The sequence below is a fragment of the Bacillus spongiae genome, from assembly GCF_037120725.1.
Taxonomy (GTDB): domain Bacteria; phylum Bacillota; class Bacilli; order Bacillales; family Bacillaceae_K; genus Bacillus_CI; species Bacillus_CI spongiae.
Window position 1 is genome coordinate 27943 of the sequence record NZ_JBBAXC010000013.1, and the last position, 20167, is coordinate 48109.

Genomic DNA, 20167 nt, shown 5'->3' on the forward strand with positions numbered 1-20167 from the left:
GGAGTCGTGTAAGAATAGAGATAAAAATTTTCGGTGAAGAAGATGGATATAGTAAGTGGAGGTGCTTCTAACCCCTTATTTCATAATATTTTGTCCCTTTTGGATTTGTTTTACTTCATAAACCTTTTCCTCTCTAAACTACAAAAGGATTCGCCCAAGTCAATACATGTATAAAAACAGAATAACGGAGAATTTAATAAAGCACTTTGAATACTGTTTTGTGGTTTCTTTCGACTACAAAAAATCGTGCAATTAAAATTGAAAAGGAAGGCTTCTAACATACATTCCTTCTTTTTTACAGACGTATCTTCTCAAAAGGTCGTTATAGTAATTATTTCCACAAATCCTCTAATTCTTTATTGTTTACAAATTTTAGAAGCTTTGTAAAGTAAGATTGACTACAGCATACTCTCCTTCAGTCGGCTTACCGCTGACAGATTGTATAAGAGTAGCTTGGGAAATGAAAAAAGGACAAGAATATTGTTTGAATGGGACTGTGAGTCAAATATCCCCTTCCACCAGTTTTTTGTTTAAAGGCACATAATCATTTTTATTAAAGACTACCTCTACTCTATCCAATCGATCTCCTTTAGGATATAAAACTAACTGTTGATCAAACTTTATCCCTAAAGGTACCACTATTTGATGAATAAGATTTAAAATTTTAAAACATTCTAAATCTACTCCTTCTTTCAAATGATTTTTTAGATGAATCATGACTACATCTTCCATATGATTTTGAAAATAATCATTTTGGAGCAACCTAGTCCACCTCACATTCCTTGTTATCTTGCCATTTCCGTACGATTCTAGCTTCAATGAGAGAGCCGATTAACACCTTCTACTACTGCTTTTACTTCTAATTGTCCTTTCTCATTTACTAAATCATTGCATTTATAAAATTCACTTTGTTGTAATTCAGAAATCATGATTTCTTTCTCCTTCACGTAAACAATACCATTTTAACTTTACCGTATTTCACATTAAATTCCTTATTACTCTTTGAAATAGGTTAGCACAATAACAATACCAATGTAATTATTGTCTTCTTTATGTTTTTTTGATTATTTACGTTAATACTGAAATTCAAATAAGCATAATAAAGCCCTACACCCAAAAAGGGTATAGGGGAAGCATTTACCGAATTGAATTGATTCCATTAATAACGGTATGAACGATTAAGTTTAAGTCAGACTGTTCAATCATAAGTGGCGGCGAAAGGGTTAAAACATTATTGTAACCAGCAACCGTCATGCCATTCTTTCCGATCAGAATTCCTTTTTCTTTGCAATAATGAATGACTTGGTTTACTTTTTGGATATCTAACGGCGTTTTACTTTCTTTATTATCTACTAGCTCAATTCCAATTAACAGGCCTTTTCCTCTTACATCCCCAACATAGGGATGGTCAAACAATTTATGTTTCAGTTCATTTATGACACGTTCCCCTAATTCAGCTGAACGCTCAAATAGTTTTTCATTTTCCATTATTTCTAAATTTTTTAAGGCAAGAGCACATGCAGCAGGATTACCTCCAAAAGTATTAATATGGCGGAAGAAATCGTAATCCTCATTCCCTTTAAACTGTTCGTATATTTCTTTTTTCACTGCCGTAGCCGACAAAGGTAAATAGGCACTTGTAATCCCCTTTGCCATCGTAATAATATCTGGCTTTATCTGTTCATTCATGAAACCAAATGGCTTACCTGTTCGACCAAACCCACATATCACTTCATCGACAATTAACAGTGCCCCATGTTTTTCACAAACTTCTTTTGCTGCCCTCATATATCCCTCTGGAGGAACAAGGATGCCCCCTCCCGTAATAATGGGCTCCATAATCATGGCGGCAATCGTTTCGCTCAGCTCCCAAGTCATCGTTTTATCAATCTCTTGAACGGAGGAAAGCTCTTGCGGATGCTTAACATCCGTGTTATCTCGGTAAGCATCAGGTGGTGATACGTGAAGGAACCCTTGTGCAAGCGGTTCATATTTATATTTACGTTGAGCTTGCCCCGTAGCAGCTAAAGACCCCATCGAATTCCCGTGATACGATCGATATCGTGACACGATTTTATATCTGCTATGCTCTCCTTTTTGGTAGTGGAACTGCCGAGCAATTTTAAAAGCTGTTTCATTTGCTTCTGAACCACTATTTGAAAAGAAAAATACATATTCATTGTTTAACCATTCATTTAATTTCTCCGCTAAACGAATCGCAGGTTCATGGCTTTGTGTTAAGGGAAAATACGCCATTTTTTTTAATTGTTCATAGGCAGCATCGGCTAATTCTTGGCGACCGTACCCCACATTGACACACCATAACCCCGCCATAGCATCCAAATATTTTTTTCCATCCTCGGTGGTGATCCAAGCACCTTCTGATTCTTTCACAATCATTGTAGAATCAGAATTATACGGCTTCATTGAATGCCAAAGCATTTGTTCGTCCTTATTTAAAAGTGAATCTCTCGTCTCTCTAGCTTGAACCATACTGTTCCCCCTTTCTTTCATTCATTACACTATATGCGCTATATTATTTAATAATCAAAACGAGATGTAATCATTTTCTTTCTTGTGAAAAAATTGACACCGTCCTTGCCATTTACATGTAGATCACCATAGAACGAGTTCTTCCACCCTGAAAACGGAAAAAATGCCATCGTTGCGGGTACTCCTACATTAATTCCAAGCATTCCAGCATCCGCTTCTTCCCGAAATTGTTTCACTGCCTTTGCATCCTTTGTATAGATGGTGGCCCCATTTCCATACTTCGATAGTCGAATGTACTCAAGTGCTTCATCCAGATTGCTTGAACGAAGAATACTTAATACAGGGGCAAAAAGTTCTTCTTTCGCAATGGTCATGTCAGGTTGAACATAATCAAAAATAGTTGGTCCTAAAAAATACCCTTCCTTCTGATTATCCATCTCCTTTCGACCATCCCGAATCAGCCTTGCTCCTTCTTCAAGGCCTTTTTGGATGTAGTGGAGTACTTTTTCAAGAGCTTCCTTTCGAATTACTGGTGTAAGAAGAACATTCTCATCCAGCCCTGATCCAATGATAAGTTCATCTGCTTTTCTCATCAGCGCTTTAATGAATGCATCATTTTCTCCGACGACCACTACGGCACTGCAAGCCATACATCTCTGACCCGCACTCCCAAAGGCTGAACTAATAATATGAGTAGCTGCTTTCTCCAAATCCGCATCCTGCATCACAATATGATGATTTTTGGCTCCTGATAACGCTTGAACCCTCTTCCCATGTTGAGCAGCCGTTTCATACACATATTTTGCCACTGGCTGTGATCCGACAAAGGAGATTGCTGAAATTTCACGATGCTCTAGTAACCCGTTTACTACATCATGCGTACCATGTACCACGTTTAAAACACCATTAGGAGCACCCGCTTCCGTAAATAACTCCGCAAGACGATTTGCAAGTATTGGCGTTTTCTCAGAAGGTTTTAAGACAAACGTATTTCCACAAGCAATTGCTAACGGAAACATCCATAAAGGGACCATCATTGGAAAATTAAATGGGGTAATTCCCCCGATGACTCCTAAAGGAAAGCGAACCATTTCTGAATCAATTTCTTCAGCAATTCCTGTTAAGCTTTCCCCCATCATGAGAGACGGTGCACCAGCTGCAAACTCTACACATTCAATTCCCCTTTGCACCTCTCCGTACGCCTCTTTGTAGGCCTTTCCGTTTTCTTGAACTATAAGCTTTGCTAATTGTGCATGGTTTTTTATCAGAAGATTATGGAATGAAAATAATAGTCGTGCCCGTTTAGGAACAGGAACTTTTCTCCAAACGGAAAATGCTTTTTTCGCTGCTTTTGCCGCTTCATCAACATCCTCCTTTGAGGAAATCGGAACCGTTGCCATGACTTCATTTGTTGCCGGATTGATCACTTCCATTAATTTAGGACTTTGTGGTTCAATCCATTTCCCATTGATGAAATTTTTTATTTTTTTCGTTTCACTTCTAATCACTGTCATCTTTATTCCTCCTTTCAAACTGGACTCTCCTTCTTTCATTATGAAAGAGGGACGAGCTTCTTTCATTAGACATAATGTTAAATAGTATCGTATTCCATTTATACATTTTGTTAAATATCATGATTCCAATTGTGAAGGTAGAGAGCTTTCTTCTTGAAAATAGTCATAAGCAAATAGTAGTAATTCCAGGGTCATTCGTTTTCTTGGTTCCATATAATCATCTCCTAATAACTTCTTTATTCTACTTAAGCGATGATATAAAGTTTGACGAACAATATATAATTGTTCTGCTGTTTTTTTCTTACAGCCATGACAATGTAAATAAACCTTTAATGTTTGAAATAGCTTCGTATTTTGCTTCTGATCATAATCAATAATAGGCTGTAAATACTCATTGACCAATTGTGACAAATCCATCTGTTGTTCAAGTATTGCAACCATACGGATCAGATGTAAATCGTCAAAAAACACGTACTTTCCATTCCCATTTTGGAGTGGTTGAAGCCTTATCGCTTCGAGAGATGATTGATAGCTTTTATGGATGGCTGATAGTTGATGAGTATATTTCCCCACCGAAAAAAATAATGAGGAAGAGGTATTTTTTCGTACAAAATGGGAATCATTGATCCGTTCTATAGCTTGTATGATTCGACGTTTCCATGTAGAAGGACTTCTTGTATCAAGGAGAATATACAACGGCTGATTATCCTTACTTTCTGTAATGGCAACAAATCCATATTGTTCAAAAGTGGTTCGTGTTAGAAGTTGAAAATACGTTCCATCCATTTTTTCTTTTTCCTCATATGAATGGATGGTACATAAACAAACCACTCCACCATGTATGGGTACTGTAACCTTTAATTTTCTTAAATAATCATGAATTTTACCGGGTGAATGGGACCCACTTAGCAACCCTTCCACCCATTTTGCTTCTTCCATCCTTTTTTTCTCTTCAAAAAATAGTTCTCTAAGAAAATAATGAGCCATTGCGGTAGCCGTTCTATCAAGTAATAAGTGCTCAAACTCTTGAAAAATATCTGGATCACCTACCAACCGCAGTTCAGCAAATTCCTCATCGAATACAATGACTTTAGTAGAAATATAGTTTGAATGATAGAGCTCGCTTACGTGAGTTTCACCGTCTCTTTTTTTTCGTGGCGGAAAACTGATTACCTTCTCGTCCTTATATTTAAATAGAATAGGGGTTTCAATATAATCATACAAAAATTGAAGAATCTCTTTAACGTCACTAATCGTTAATAAATATTTATTGAGTCGTTGTGAATAGTTTTCTAAATCTCTTATTAAAGAATATTGTTGATTAATAATCGTAGTATGTATATCTTGTGTAATTTTTACAAATGGGACTTCTTCCTGGAAAATGATAAGAGGAAGATCATGTTTATTTGCTTTCTTTATGACAGAAGGAGGAATACTCTCTATATTTGTCCCTAATTCTAAACAGATACCTGCAGCACGACTGGCTATTAACTGATCCATGATGGAAAGAAACGTATGTTCCTCCTTCCAAGCTAGCCCAGTTGTAAGGATTAATTCATTTCCATTTAACAAATTCTCAATCGTTGTCACTTCCACAATATGAACCCACTTAACATGACGATGAAGACTAGTAGAGCCGGCAAGGACTTTTGCTGATTGAAAGTATTTTCGTTTTAACACTTGTTGAACTGTAAGGTGAAAATCTTTTCTCATCAATACTCTCCTTTCTGCTCGTCAATTATGAAGGAAAGGGCTGGTACGATAACCAACCCTTTTACTGACTATTCAATAGGGGAAATGAATACTTCAACCAGTATGTTTAACTCATTTAGGAAGTTTCGATCAGACCCATATGAGTCATCTAACAAGTCAAGTAACCAACTAACAAATTCTTCTGAAGTTTTAAACTCGGTAGCCTCCATGCTATCAGGTGGTAATCTCCGTTCAAACTCAGGCTGCATACTTCCTCCCCCTATTAATTTTCGTTTTTTTGAACTAATAAATTGGAAAAATATTTCCGAGCCTCTGCCGTTTTCACGTGTAAGGATATTTCTTCTTCCCCCTTCGAAAATACTACAATCGAACCATTTAAATCTTCTGTCACATCGATAATAGTAAATTCTTTTTCGATAAGAAAATCTATTTTCTCTCTCTCAGCTATATATTCTTGATGATTAACCATTTTCTTCCCCCCTTTAAAATAGGCTCCTTACATTATCAGCTTCATGATCCACTACTACTTCCTCAGACTCAACCACAATTTTCCACTCTTTCCCGACCGTAATCCCTAAATATTTTTCATCATTCGGATCCTCTATCTCCGCTTGTTTATACTTCTTAAACCACCAATATTTTGCAAGAACATAATAACTCACCCCACCGACTGTAAACCCAACAATAAAGGAGTAATTTGGTATATAGTAGGAAGCAACCGCTCCTAAAAACCATGCTACAAAGCCGGCAAGATTTACTCCTTTCATGTAGTTAAATTGCCCTTCCTTCTCGTATAAATCGGGAACATTTACGCGTCGTCTCCGCAAAATATAATAATCTGAGACTAATATCCCAACGATTGCTGATAATATACCACCCACAAATAACAGAACAGGAATGATGACATCAAATAGATTCCAAGGTTGAACAATGATTCCGGCAATTCCCGCCGTAATCACGCCCGCCCAAAAAGGAAACTTTGGTCCACCAATATTAGAGAATATCGTAGCTGCTGGGACAATATTTGCAGCGATATTGGTTGACCATTGGGCGAGAACAATCATCAATAATAAAATGCCTAGAAAAAAACCACTCGCTGACTCCTGCAATGCTACAACCGGGTCAGAATCTAATACAGCAATATAGGAAATCCCTCCAATTAACACCATGAAGGTTTGTGTGAGTGGTAATGCGATCAAATTACCAATTAAGGAACTCCTATTTCTCTTAAACCAATTTCGTTCGTTTTTGGGTGCCTTCATAAAACGAGTAATCGAATTAATATCAGCTGAGAGTGTAGACCAAAATCCCATATTACTAAAAATGACTACTAAAAACGCTGTAATCGCTGCGCTACCGGTAACAGGGCTTTCTACCCAACTCCATATTTCACGACCTTGTGAGGCGGCAGATTCTGATAATGTCGAGTACATCCAAACCGATATCAAAATAATGACAGGTGCAGCAAGATCTGCAAATCTTTCAACAGCCTTTATTCCCAATATTGTATTGAGTAATTGAACGAAAGCAAATAACAGGAAACAGAGAAACCATTGATCAAATTCAAACAGAATGTTCAAGATGCCATTCATTGCCGTTGCACCAAAAAAAGTATTAATACCAAACCACATCGATGCAGCTAATCCACGAACTATTGATGGAATATGTGTCCCAATCGTACCAAAAGGGGCTCTCATATAAACGGGAAAGGAAAGACCGTGTTCGATTCCAATATCTCCTGTAAGACTCATGAAGACTCCTATCGCAAGCGAACCGATAATCGTAGCTATAAGAACAAAAGGTAATGGGAGCGACATCACACCCGCACCCCCTATAGCAAAAGTAGCTAATACAACGACCATCCCTACCCACATAAAAGAGTAACCCATTATGGTAATCTTTCTTCCAGAACTCGTGATTGGCAATAAATCAGGAGATTTTAAGTAACTATTCTTCAACAATCTCACTCCTCTTTATCAGCTTTGGCAAAGAGATAACACGAATCTCCTTCGCAACATTCACTAATACAGATACAGAAAGTTGAACTCTTTCGATTCAAAGTAGTAATGGAATTTCTTTATGAAAAATAAAAAGTGAAGTGATTTTATCTATAGAAGTATAGAGTAGTCCTATGAATTAGTCTGATGAGGAACTTCTAATACGGAGTGATTCCCGTATTTTGCACGTTTTAAATAATTGCCGTTTCCAGGCTTCCCTACAAAAACCTTATCTTTAATTACAAACTCTCCTCTTGATAAAACACTTACAGGTTCGCCCGTAATTGTTAGCCCTTCAAAGGCATTATAATCAACCGCCATATGATGTGTTTCCTTTGAGATTGTCCTTTCAACCGTTGGATCAAAGATGACAAGATCAGCATCTGACCCCACTGAAATCGTTCCCTTCTGTGGAAATAGACCAAATAATTTTGCGACTCTTGTTGACATAATATCAACAAATTGATTAATGGTAATCCTTCCTTTTTTTACTCCCTCGGAAAATAATATCGAAACACGATCTTCAATAAAAGGGCCTCCATTTGGAATCTTTGTAAAATCTCCTTTCCCTAAATCCTTCTGTCCGATAAAATCAAAGGAGCATTGATCCGAACCAAGTGTTTGTAACTGACCTGTCTTCAATGCATTCCATAAAACATCTTGATGCCACTTTTCTCGTAATGGTGGCGACCAAACATATTTTGCCCCTTCGAAATTTGGACGTTTTAAATACGATTGATCTAAAACTAAATACTGAGGGCACGTTTCCCCCCATACATCAAACCCTTTAGTACGAGCTTGTGCGATGTTCTCAACCGCCTCAGCACATGAAACATGAACAACATATAATTGCGATTCAGATAATCCTGTTAACGTTGCCGCTCTCCCTGTTGCTTCTCCCTCCACTTCCGGTGGTCTTGTTAACGCATGGTAAATTGGCTCTGTTTGCCCTTTCTTTAAGGCTTGTTTCGTTAAGTAATCAATTACATCACCATTTTCAGCATGCACCATCACAAGTGCACCAAGTTCCTTCGCTGTAAGTAGCGTTTTAAAAAGCGTTTCATCATCCGCTTGAAATACATTCTTATAAGCCATAAATACTTTAAAAGAAGTAACCCCCTCCTCGACCACCTCTTTTAACTCTGTTAGGACGGATTCATTTATTTCACTTATCATTAAATGAAACCCATAATCAATCACCGCTTTATCCTTTGATTTTTTATGCCACGTTTGTAAGGCATCTTTTAGCGGTTCCCCTTTCTCTGTTAAACAAAAATCAATAACGGTTGTGGTACCACCAAAAGCAGCAGCCTTTGTTCCTGTTTCAAAATCATCCTTCGATACAGTTCCGCCAAAGGGCATCTCTAAATGAGTATGGGGATCAATCCCACCAGGAAAGATATAACAGCCCTTTGCGTCAATGCGTTCAGCACTCGCTTCATCCAAACAATCTCCAATCGTGATGATTTTCCCATCCTCAATTAAGATGTCCGCCTGATATTCTTCAGTAGCTGTGACAATGACACCATGTTTAATGATTTTTTTCATTTTTTTCACTCCTCCTTTTTCTGTTTATTCAGTTCGTTTCTTTCATTCGGTTTGTATGAAAGGTTTGAACCTTGTTTATGGCTGCCTGCCGTTCGTTCCAGCTCATAGGCGGATGCTCACTTTGTACCTCAATCATGTCAATGGCATTATCAACTGGACAAACGATTGAACATAAATTACACCCCACACAATCCTCTTCTCTCACCTTCACAAATTGCTCTCCATTTTCCTTTGTAACGATATCAATACACTGATGAGAAGCATCTTCACAAGCGATATAACATTTATTGCAATTTATACAGGTGTCCGTATTGATCCTTGCGACAATTTGATAATTTAAATCTAAATCGCCCCAATCAGAATAGTTACGGACCGATTTCCCAATCAAGTGTTCAACAGAGTCAATTCCTTTCTCCTCAAGATAGTGGTCCAACCCTTCAATCATATCCTCAACAATTCGGAAGCCATGGTGCATCACCGCTGTACATACTTGAACACCAGTAGCACCCATCAGCATAAATTCTGCCGCATTTTGCCAATCAGAAATTCCTCCAATACCAGAGATTGGGACATTTATTCGAGGGTTTCTCGCACACTCACCAACCATATTTAAGGCAATTGGTTTCACTGCTGGTCCACAATAGCCTCCATGTGCTCCCTTCCCAGCGACGTGAGGAATCGTATTCCAAGTATTCAGATCAACGCCGGCTAGACTGTTGATTGTGTTGATCAAACTAATGGCATCCGCTCCTCCTTGTACTGCTGCTTCGGCCGTTACGGTTATATCTGTAATGTTTGGGGTTAATTTGACAATAACAGGTGTTTGGGCAACTTCTTTAACCCAATACGTTTGTTTTTTGACCAACTCTGGTACTTGTCCAGACGCTGACCCCATTCCTCTTTCTGCCATTCCATGTGGACAACCAAAATTCAACTCCAATCCATCTACACCGACACTCTCTACCTTTTTCACAATTTCATGCCAATTCTTCTGCTTCGGTTCGACCATTAATGAAGCGATCACTACATGATCAGGATACTTCTTTTTTGTGTCATAAATCTCTTGTAAATTCACTTCAAGTGGGCGGTCAGTAATTAACTCAATATTATTAAATCCTGCTACTCTTTGCCCGTTATAGTGAACTGCTGCAAACCGAGAAGAAACATTAATAATCGGGTCACCTAACGTTTTCCAAACAGCTCCTCCCCACCCTGCCTCAAATGCTCGTTGTACCTGATAGGCAGAATTTGTTGGCGGTGCTGAGGCCAACCAAAAAGGATTTGGAGACTGAATTCCAGCAAAATTCATTCTTAAATCAGCCATGTAATCTTCCTCCTCTCACTCAACTTAAATAGAAGCACGACTCATTAATGAAGCGTGTACACTATATGCCGCCTTCTTCCCTTGTTGGGCTGCTGTTACAACCATCGCTTCTCCTTTTCCATTTCCAAATATGACATCTCCACAAGCAAAAATACGAGAATTAGATGTTACGAAAGTAGTTGAATCTACTTGCACAACGCCGTCCAAATGGTTTAATTCAAATTCTTCTATTAAGCTTTGATGTCTTTCTTGTCCAATGGCCATAATAACAGCATCCACTTCTACAATGAATTCAGAATTCTTAATTGGCACGGCTAACCTTCTTCCACCCTCCACTCGTTCACTTAGCTGCATTTTCACACATTCCATTGCCACTACTTTCCCTTCCTCATTTCCAATAAACCGCTTAGGTGCAGTAAGCCAACGAAATTCGACGCCCTCTTGCTTCGCAAAATGATACTCAAAATCATAGGCTGTCATCTCTTCTTGTGTTCGTCTATATACGATTTTCACATCCTTTGCTCCTAAACGCACAGCACATGTTGCCCCATCAATCGCTGTGTTTCCTGCTCCGATTACCACTACATTCTTCCCACTCAGTGTTTCATTTAATGGCATGGATTTCGTTGATTTAATGAATTGAATGGCGTCAAATACCCCCTCTAATTCTTCGCCCGGAATATTTAATTTGCGCACGTTAGCCATTCCAACTGCAAAGATAACAGCATCAAACTGGTTCATAATACTTTTTGCAGATATATCTTTTCCGATCTTTGTATTCGTTTTAATCTTGACGTTCAATTTTCGAACTTGCTCAACCTCCCAAAAAGAAATCGCTTGTGGAAGTCGAAATGAAACAATTCCGAAAGAATTTAACCCACCTGCCTCTTTCTCTGCTTCAAAGATGGTTACTTCATACCCAAATAAAGCAAGCTCCCTAGCTGCTGATAAACCTGCTGGTCCTCCTCCTATGATGGCGACCGTTTTTCCATTTGATTGCAATGGCTGAAATAATTGAGTATCATTATGCCTCGCCCAATCTGTTGCATAACGTTGTAAATCACCAATCATAATTGGCTTAGTCGAATGGTTTAACACACAAGCTCCCTCGCAGAGCTCCTCTGTCGGACATACTCGAGCGCAGCTTGCGCCCATTGGATTAGCTGCCATAATCGTTTTAGCTGAACCCTTTAGATTTCCTGAAGGTATTTTTTTAATAAACGATGGGATATCGATTCCAGTAGGACAAGCTTGAATACAAGGAGCATCATAGCAATACAAACAACGGTTCGCTTCTTCCACCGCTTCTTTTCTTGAGAGTCCTTCCTTCACTTCTGCAAAATTCGCCTTAAAATCTCTCATAGAAGTAGATTCCTTCATCACATAACCTCCCTATCATTTAGTAAAAGTAAATACGACTTTACATAAATTTAATTATGTAAAGCCGTATTCGCTTATGGTAGCAATGCTGTCATGTCACCATAGGTTTCGGGGCGTCTATCTCGATAAAACTGCCAAGTATCTCGAACTTCACGTATCATTTTTTTATCTATTTCTCCAATAATGACTTCATCTTGATCACGACTACCCATCGAAACAAAATTTCCACGTGGATCAACTATATATGACTGACCATAAAATTCGCCCATATTCCATGGCCCTTCAATGCCGACACGATTAATTGCACCTAAATAGTAGCCATTCGCTACGGCATGGGCAGGCTGCTCAAGCTTCCATAAATATTCAGAAAGCCCTGCAACGGTAGCGGATGGATTAAAGACTATTTCCGCCCCCTTTAATCCAAGTAAACGAGCGCCCTCTGGAAAATGGCGATCGTAGCATATATAAACCCCAATTTTAGCAAAGGCTGTTTCAAAAACGGGATAGCCCAGATTACCAGGCTTAAAATAAAACTTTTCCCAAAAACCACAACCTTCATCTCCGACTCCGACGTGAGGAATGTGCTGTTTACGATATTTCCCTAAATAACGTCCATCCGCATCAATTACCGCTGCTGCATTATAATACGTTGCAATCCCTTCTCTTTCATAAATCGGTAAGATGATTACAACTCCTAAATTTTTTGCGATTGCTTGAAATCTTGTCGTAGTTGGCCCATCTGGAATTTCCTCTGCCGAATCATACCATTTAGGGCTTTGTTCAGCACAAAAATAGGGACCATAAAAGACCTCTTGTAAGCAAATAATTTGTGCGCCCTTGTCCGCTGCCTCTTTCACAAGCCGGATATGCTTTTCGATTGCCTTTTCTTTATGTACATTTACCGGCTCACTCCCATCTACCTCATGCTTTGCCTGTATCAGACCGATTTTCACTCTATCTGACATCTACTCTCTTCCTCCTTTTATTCACATATTTTTCTAAAGGTAGTTTCGTAATGCTAAAAGTATAGACGGAATCTTATGACCTTCTCATCATTGTAAGGAGTGAATAACGATGAATCATTAGACATTTTGTAAGAACATTCATCACATAGACTAGACAATTTGTTACGATTTACTATCGTTTTACTATTCAATAAGTTACCATAGTTCTATTACAAAGTTTGTTGTAATAAGAAGGTTGAAATAAAAAAAAGTTAGCTAATTTTATTGATTTATAGGGAATTTCGTCAATTATGCAGTCATAAGGGTTTATGAAAACAAAAAAAAACACTTCTCATATGAAACTATGAAAAGCGTTTCTCTGTTACACAGCTTGCTCACTATCCGTAATAAAGACAGTGTCTTCAACAAATAACTCTACTGGGAACGGTTCTGGAATGACCTTAGCATTTACTAAAGTCTGTTGGTTCAACCTCTTTGTCCCATGATAGACCGGAATAGTTGACGTATCCATCTTAATTAAATATAGAAAGACTGCATCTTGTGCAGCATCAAGTAAAAGCATGCGTTCTTTTTCATTTTCTTCATATAATTTGAACGTATGTTTACTCATATAAACTTTATTATTCGGTATTATTTTTAAATACGGTTTAAGAAAGGAATAATTAATCGATTGATCTGAATGTAATAGAACCGTATAATCAACTGATTCATGCTTGTTCTTTCCCCATTCAGATATTGCTTGATCGATCGATAGCAAGGATACCTTTTGCCTTGAGAACCGTTGAAACCATTTTTTTAACAGTTGTAGCACCTCCATAAGTGATTAGTAGATTCTTACATTATTATACCATATTTTTGCACATTCTCTGATTATTGGTATAAACGTTATCAATCTACAAAATTCTACGATTTTCTACTTGATTTCAATTTATTAGAATGATTAAATAAAAATGAGAGACTTTTTAGAAATGAGGTTGCACACCAACGTGTTACATTACAGAACATATTTACATGAGCCTAACGCACCGTGGGTAACATTTATTCATGGGGCAGGTGGAAGTTCATCCATCTGGTATAAACAAATTAAGGAATATAAACAACGATTTAATGTGTTATGTATCGATTTAAGGGGCCATGGAAAGTCCGATGTCACATGGCAAAAAGGTGATACCTTTAATGAAATTGCGGAAGATGTAAAAAAAGTTTTGGATCATCTTAATCTAACCAAAACCCATATGATTGGCATTTCTTTAGGAACGATTGTCGTTCAAACATTCGCTAGAATTTATCCAAATCAAGTAGAGTCTATGATATTAGCAGGTGCGGTTATTCAACTGAATCTTCGAACTAAATTCTTGTTATCGATTGGGAATATGTGCAAAAATATTTTTCCTTACATGTGGCTTTACCGTTTTTTCGCTTGGATTATCATGCCAAAGAAATCACACACTGAATCTCGTTACGCCTTTATCAGGCAAGCTAAGAAAATGTGCCAAAAGGAATTTGTCAGGTGGTTTTCTTTAACAAAATCCGTAAACCCGTATTTACGTAACCTACAAAAAGTCGTTAAAGGCATTCCCACATTATTTATTATGGGACAAGAAGACTATTTATTCATCACACCTGTGAAAGAATTGGTAAAACGTCAAAAAGATTTAGAATTAGCCTCTATTGAAAATTGTGGTCACGTATGCAATATTGACCAGCCTGAACGTTTTAATGAGATTTCTATTGACTTTATAAACGATTTGACATCAAAATCAACTATTATTTCTGCATAAAAAACGAACTAGACTATGTCTAGTTCGTTTTTTCTATTACCGCACAATTATTGGAGTAGTAGATAACTTGAAAAGTCGCTCTTTACATGTTAATGGGTCTATATCCGAATGTAATGAATCAGCAAGAAGCCCGCTTGTTTATACCTCTTCACCATTTTCTGTAGTCTACACCTACTCCAATCATTAGCGAACAAGAATGCGTAGCTGAACTGTTCTTTTTCAATCTGGAGATATTTAGTAAGTACACTCTAGAAATGCACGTAATCTAAAACATTCTAATTTCGCTAACCGGTTGCTCACCCTTCAATATTTTGTGAATAGTCTCTATTGATAAAAGGAGAATGCTAGTAATGGAGAATTTCTAACAAACTATTCCAAGTATGTTGAACTCCTTTCTCCAAAGCGTGTAGATTCTCACCAAAGTCACCTTGTCTTGTTATCTTATAGTGTAGTAGGAGTGCAACTGAATTTAAGTGTTGTGCTGCATGGCAATCATTTGTTGTTTAACGTTATTTTGTTGAGAAGTTGGCTCTTGTTGTTCTTTAATTTTTTTAATATCCATACGGATAAGGAACGAAGTAATTAATGCGATTGTAAGAAATGCTGAGAATATATAAAATGTAGCATTATAGCTGTTTGTTGTATCTTTAATATAGGATACGAGCATTGGTCCGAACACACCGGCCATAGACCAAGATGTTAGTAAATAACCGTGGATTGCACCTAATTGCTTTGTACCAAATAAATCTCCAATAAAGGCTGGTAAAGAGGCAAATCCCCCACCATAAATGGTTAAAATAAGGAAAATTAATGTTATAAAAACAGCCTGGTTTGAAACGGTTGGTAAGATTAAAAATGCTACGAGTTGAAGGGAGAAAAATATCGTAAACACATTGGTTCTTCCTAAATAATCTGATGCAGTAGCCCAACCGATACGTCCACCACCGTTAAAGAACCCCATTATTCCAACCATACTTGCTGCTGCTACAGCTGTCATACCTACTTTTTCTTGAGCCATTGGTGAAGCAACTGATATGAGCATAATTCCTGATGATATATTAATAAACATCATTACCCATAACATCCAGAATCGTTTTGTTTTTACTGCTTCGTTTGCAGTAAGCTGTGCAAGGTCTTGTTTGATTTTACCTTTTCCTTTTTGTGACGCTTCCTTCATGGCAGCTGGTACCCATCCTTCTTCAGGTCGTGCTATATATAATGCTCCTGAGATCATAAGGATAAAATATGTAATACCTAGAATAAAAAATGTTTGTGATAGTCCAACATTTTCAATTAAATAGTTGGCAACGGGACTACAAATTAATGCGCCTGCTCCAAACCCCATAACTGCCATACCAGTAGCTAAACCACGGCGATCAGGGAACCATTTGACTAATGTTGACACCGGCGCTATATAGCCGATTCCTAATCCCATTCCACTAATGAGTCCATACGTTAAATAATATCCGTATAATGATTCAAGTTGTATAGCAAATCCAGTCCCAATAAGACCACTTGAAAATAAAATAGCTGCAACGATAGCAGAAAAACGAGGGCCTTTTTTCTCAACTACCTTGCCGAAAAACGCTGCTGACGTTCCTAAACAAAATATTGCGATGGTAAATGCCAGGGCAGTCTCAGTGCTGCTCCACCCTAATTCATCATGAATTGGTTTTTTATATACACTGTATGCGTATACAGAACCGATTGAAATGTGGATGGCAATCGCAGATAAAGCAATTAACCAACGGTTTTTTTGTTTCATTTGAAATCTCTCCTTTTTATTGTGAGTTGTAAATAAATGAGTTAAGTTTGTGAAAGTTATCACAAGTATTATGCATTTTTATTATACTGTGAAAAAAATTGATTAGTATCTAATGAATATGACTACTTTGTGAAATATTGAACATAAATATTTTATGCGACATCTATTTCACTGTCCAAGATTGATTAATCTTTTATTTGTAAGGAAAAGGAGATGAAATGAATCATTATTTAGTGGCGTTCGGAAGAATTTAGTAACTACCAAAGGAGGCAGGATGTTCATTATTAAAAAAAACTCTTTTCTTACCATTGTATACCAATGTTCCCCGTTTCACTGTTAAGCGAAAATCTATTAAAAAGCATCGTGTATTTACTTTCAAAAAGAATGCCCTTTTCACTTATCGAAAAAGGGCATTTTGATTCCAACAGAGGAATGTACATGTTATTCAACATCTATCTTATCGGTACTCCGTTTGATTATTTCTTTATATGTTCATTCAATTCATGAACATCCTTCTCTTTCACCTTCAATGAGCCATTAACGATGGTGTTTTTTTCGAACGTGTAGCTAGGGGCATTGGCTCCTGAACTGGAGGTGTCAATTGCCACAACTCCTTCTCTTGTATGAATGCGGTTTCCCTTCATCGTGATTCCGAAAATTCCCGTTGCTTTTGGCTCATCTCCATTTGGCCCAAATTTAAATAGTGAAGTATGTGTAACCGTATTATTTTCTGCAAGAATTGTACTATCGACTACCTCAAAGTTCTTTGCCTGCTGAACATATACTGCTCCCCCAAAGCCAATATTATCAGTTAGTTCTAACTGACTATTTTTTATCGACACTTCTGGCTCTGCCTCCGCTTCTGATGTAACAGTTAGAAACCGCTCCTTTGCCGTTAGCTTGCTGTTTACGAATATATAGCTTCCTTTTGTACGAATTGCCAGTTCACCTGCATCAAATGTTGCATTCGTATAGGTTCCAGCAACTAATTTCGTACCGTTTTTTGCTTTATCTGTAATCGTTAAATTCTCGTACGTACTGTCAGCATGTCCTTCTCCAAAAAGGATTCCTGGCACTCTCTTGTTGGTTGTATCCGCTAAAATCGTGACATCTTTTACTATGACTGGATTTCTCCCTATATAAAAAGAGGCACGGTCCTGTCCTAGTTCTCCAATTTGATGGAAAGTGAGGTCGGAGACCTTTTGGTCGACTCCCCCTCCAATGGTTAAGCTTGCATTATGGAAGGCACTCTCGTTTAATTGCTGATCATCTCCTTGAAGATTTATTTGTGATTCAGTGAATGTATTTCCCTCCGCTATGGCACCTTTTGAATCGAGCGTTAAACCTGAGCCTTTGAATTGATTATTCTGCATTACTTTGTCGCCACGATATGCTTTATGGATATGTACTCCAACTGCTCCTTCTACTGCTGCGGTTTGTTCAAACGTATTTTTTTCAATCGTAACATTTTCACCATAAGCCGCTACCAGTTGAATTTTATTGTCTAAAAAGGTATTGCCTTGAATGACATGATTTCTGGCTGGATAAAAACCAGGCTCAATATCAATGCCTGCCTGTGGCGCAGTTCCATTCGTGTGATGAATAAAATTATTCTTAATTTGAACTCCTTCCCCTCCTGCTGTTATCCCTTGTCTTCGGTTATATCCTATATCATTGTTTTGAATCACGATATTTTTGGCATTTTCAATCACCATATGCTGAACGGTAACACCTTCTATTCCGTCTGCATCGAACACGACTCGAAAAGAATGAGCTTCTTTCGGTGCAATGGAGTAATTAGCGTAGATTCGACCTGTATCTTTGCTCAAAAATGTACCATTCTCTTTATAGTAGAATACATCAAATTCTTTTGAAGAGAGTCCTTCAGGAAGCCACATATTCACGATTCGATGGTCTTCATTTTCAATATGATCAAGGGGTCTAAGCTCTGAACGAATCTTCCCTTCCTGAGGAATAGGTTTCCCCGTCTTATCTAAGCTCCCCTCTTCAAAATGTGATTCTGTTAATGTTCCGCCCAATCCTCCGCCAATCGTAGAACCACCTATAAATATCCCATCACCTGTAAATTTTTTAATTTCCACACCGTCAACCGTAATATTTTCTCCACCAGCAATTGTAACTCCATTCCCCCATTCATGTGTTCCACCACTATTTTTTGTTGAATAATCATGTTGATCTCGATCTCCAATCAACACGCCACCCTTTAAGGTAGCATCCTTGACTTGTGGTCCGAAATAAATAATTTCATATTGCTCTTTGCCATTGGGCTCTTTTTGAAAAACTGTCTCATCTCCCAATTTCATTGTCAGCTTGCTGAGCATATTAATACGTCGACTGTCCTCATCCCCATCGATTCCTTTTGAAATGACATAAGTCCCTGCTGGTACTTCTACTGTCGAATAACCTTTATTACTTGCCCATTGAAGAGCTTCATTCATACCCTTTGTTGTTTCAAGTGGATGTGTCCCATCATTGAAAATATTCCACCGTTTGAGCTCAAGTAAATAAGTTGTGCGATCATCTGCTCGTTCCTTCTCCTTATCCTTTGAAGCAGTTTTATTTTCTCCTATTGTGAACTGGGAATTTACGTCTTGCTGTTCATCATTTCCTATATGCGTACTACTAGATAGTACCTGTGTCGAATGATTTGTCTCTATTTGCCCCAAAAAACCCATGGAAACAACCAATATTAGTGATAGTAATTGTTTATTCACTTATAGCCCACCTTTTACCTTTGAATGAAATCTTACATTAGGAAAATTAGGAGAGCTGAGGTGTCACTCATAGCTAGCCGACGCTGCTACCGGTTTACCTACGATTTTTCTCAAGCTCCACACCTTTCTCCTCATTACAATAATCACCAATTACAGTATGGACAAATTAATGAAAATACATAAGAAATGAGCCATTTGATCAACGATGATTGGTGAAAATTCTTTGAGGAAATGTAAGAGGAAATTTTTATTATACTTAGTGGATTCAGGGAAATGATGACAACGGAATAAAATAGCAGATTTAAGCAAGGTCGTGTTAGAAGGTACCAAAAAACCAGTTCCGTTAGCGCAAATAAGGAAACTGGTTCTTATAGTTGTGTTTAATTTCTTGATGTTTCAACACACCCAATACTAGAAGAAATTAGGTTTGCACTTGGATTAGAGATAAATTCTCTACAAACTTTGGCATAGCGTTATGGATATAATCAACCATATTCTTAATTTCTTCTAAATAGCTTCCATCTTCATCTGGAGGGGGAACAACTAAAGATATTTCTTCTTTTTTGTAGATTTCATTAAATAAATATATTCTTTTTCCGTATTCTTGAAGGATATAATCTTTGTGTTCTTTTCCCATTCCAACGATTACAGAAAATTCTTCAAAAAATTCTTTGTTAAATTGCGTTCTTTTAAAGTTTGATGTATCAATACTAAGTTGATCCATTCTATCAAAATGAATGCTTGAGAATGAACTTAAATCACTATTAGATTTAAAGCCCGCTGACTGTACCTCTATGTGTGACAGATTGTTTTTCTTTAAATAATTGACTAAACAAAATTCAGCTGTAATACTTCTTGTGTAATTATCTGTACATAAAAATAATATTTTCACCCTATACTCTCCTTCTAAATTCGCGATGTATCCGAACTATTGATACTCGTTTGCTTAAAA

The 20167-nt window shown here is 37.6% G+C and carries 16 protein-coding genes and 1 pseudogene; 1 reads left to right on the forward strand and 16 read right to left on the reverse strand.

Features of this window, described 5'->3' with window-relative positions; all coding sequences use genetic code 11:
* Positions 1-501: 501 nt before the first annotated feature.
* From WAK64_RS15410 to WAK64_RS15470, 13 genes and pseudogenes are all read right to left on the reverse strand, one after another.
* The gene (locus WAK64_RS15410) at positions 502-762 is read right to left on the reverse strand and encodes a hypothetical protein (RefSeq protein WP_336587887.1); all 261 of its coding nucleotides are present in this window, start codon (positions 760-762) and stop codon (positions 502-504) included.
* Between the two features lie 68 nt (positions 763-830).
* Positions 831-929 (reverse strand): annotated as a pseudogene (locus WAK64_RS15415) (GNAT family N-acetyltransferase); the annotation flags it as partial.
* Positions 930-1137: 208 nt separating this feature from the next.
* Positions 1138-2493, reverse strand: coding sequence for an aspartate aminotransferase family protein (locus WAK64_RS15420; RefSeq protein ID WP_336587888.1), 1356 nt, complete (start codon positions 2491-2493; stop codon positions 1138-1140).
* Between the two features lie 47 nt (positions 2494-2540).
* Positions 2541-4007 carry a CoA-acylating methylmalonate-semialdehyde dehydrogenase gene (locus WAK64_RS15425; RefSeq protein ID WP_336587889.1) on the reverse strand — a complete coding sequence of 489 codons (1467 nt, stop codon included), beginning with the start codon at positions 4005-4007 and terminating at the stop codon, positions 2541-2543.
* A gap of 117 nt (positions 4008-4124) precedes the next feature.
* Positions 4125-5720: a PucR family transcriptional regulator gene (locus WAK64_RS15430; RefSeq protein ID WP_336587890.1), complete on the reverse strand. Its 1596-nt coding sequence runs from the start codon at positions 5718-5720 to the stop codon at positions 4125-4127.
* Between the two features lie 68 nt (positions 5721-5788).
* Positions 5789-5968 (reverse strand): hypothetical protein, encoded by a 180-nt coding sequence (locus tag WAK64_RS15435; RefSeq protein WP_336587891.1) that lies wholly within the window; start codon positions 5966-5968, stop codon positions 5789-5791.
* A 14-nt stretch (positions 5969-5982) separates the two neighbouring features.
* Positions 5983-6189 carry a hypothetical protein gene (locus tag WAK64_RS15440; protein WP_336587892.1) on the reverse strand — a complete coding sequence of 69 codons (207 nt, stop codon included), beginning with the start codon at positions 6187-6189 and terminating at the stop codon, positions 5983-5985.
* 13 nt (positions 6190-6202) lie between these two features.
* Positions 6203-7678, reverse strand: coding sequence for an NCS1 family transporter (locus WAK64_RS15445; RefSeq protein WP_336587893.1), 1476 nt, complete (start codon positions 7676-7678; stop codon positions 6203-6205).
* Between the two features lie 171 nt (positions 7679-7849).
* Entirely contained in the window at positions 7850-9265 is a 1416-nt protein-coding gene (gene hydA, locus WAK64_RS15450; protein ID WP_336587894.1) for a dihydropyrimidinase, read from the reverse strand.
* A 28-nt stretch (positions 9266-9293) separates the two neighbouring features.
* Entirely contained in the window at positions 9294-10589 is a 1296-nt protein-coding gene (gene preA / locus WAK64_RS15455; RefSeq protein WP_336587895.1) for an NAD-dependent dihydropyrimidine dehydrogenase subunit PreA, read from the reverse strand.
* A gap of 24 nt (positions 10590-10613) precedes the next feature.
* Positions 10614-11969 (reverse strand): NAD(P)-dependent oxidoreductase, encoded by a 1356-nt coding sequence (locus WAK64_RS15460; protein WP_336587896.1) that lies wholly within the window; start codon positions 11967-11969, stop codon positions 10614-10616.
* Positions 11970-12043: 74 nt separating this feature from the next.
* Positions 12044-12934 (reverse strand): nitrilase-related carbon-nitrogen hydrolase, encoded by an 891-nt coding sequence (locus WAK64_RS15465; RefSeq protein WP_336587897.1) that lies wholly within the window; start codon positions 12932-12934, stop codon positions 12044-12046.
* Positions 12935-13295: 361 nt separating this feature from the next.
* A complete protein-coding gene (locus WAK64_RS15470; RefSeq protein WP_336587898.1) occupies positions 13296-13751 on the reverse strand; it encodes a DUF3939 domain-containing protein in 456 nt (151 codons plus the stop codon).
* Between the two features lie 169 nt (positions 13752-13920).
* Between WAK64_RS15470 and WAK64_RS15475 the strand changes: the two genes are divergently transcribed.
* Positions 13921-14715: an alpha/beta fold hydrolase gene (locus WAK64_RS15475; protein ID WP_336587899.1), complete on the forward strand. Its 795-nt coding sequence runs from the start codon at positions 13921-13923 to the stop codon at positions 14713-14715.
* Positions 14716-15184: 469 nt separating this feature from the next.
* Here WAK64_RS15475 and WAK64_RS15480 read toward each other — a convergent pair whose 3' ends face one another.
* From WAK64_RS15480 to WAK64_RS15490, 3 genes are all read right to left on the reverse strand, one after another.
* Complete coding sequence (locus WAK64_RS15480; protein WP_336587900.1) at positions 15185-16480, reverse strand: L-lactate MFS transporter; 1296 nt, start codon at positions 16478-16480, stop codon at positions 15185-15187.
* A gap of 476 nt (positions 16481-16956) precedes the next feature.
* A complete protein-coding gene (locus tag WAK64_RS15485) occupies positions 16957-19215 on the reverse strand; it encodes a right-handed parallel beta-helix repeat-containing protein (protein WP_336587901.1) in 2259 nt (752 codons plus the stop codon).
* A 421-nt stretch (positions 19216-19636) separates the two neighbouring features.
* Positions 19637-20107 carry an arsenate reductase/protein-tyrosine-phosphatase family protein gene (locus WAK64_RS15490; RefSeq protein WP_336587902.1) on the reverse strand — a complete coding sequence of 157 codons (471 nt, stop codon included), beginning with the start codon at positions 20105-20107 and terminating at the stop codon, positions 19637-19639.
* Positions 20108-20167: the final 60 nt, after the last annotated feature.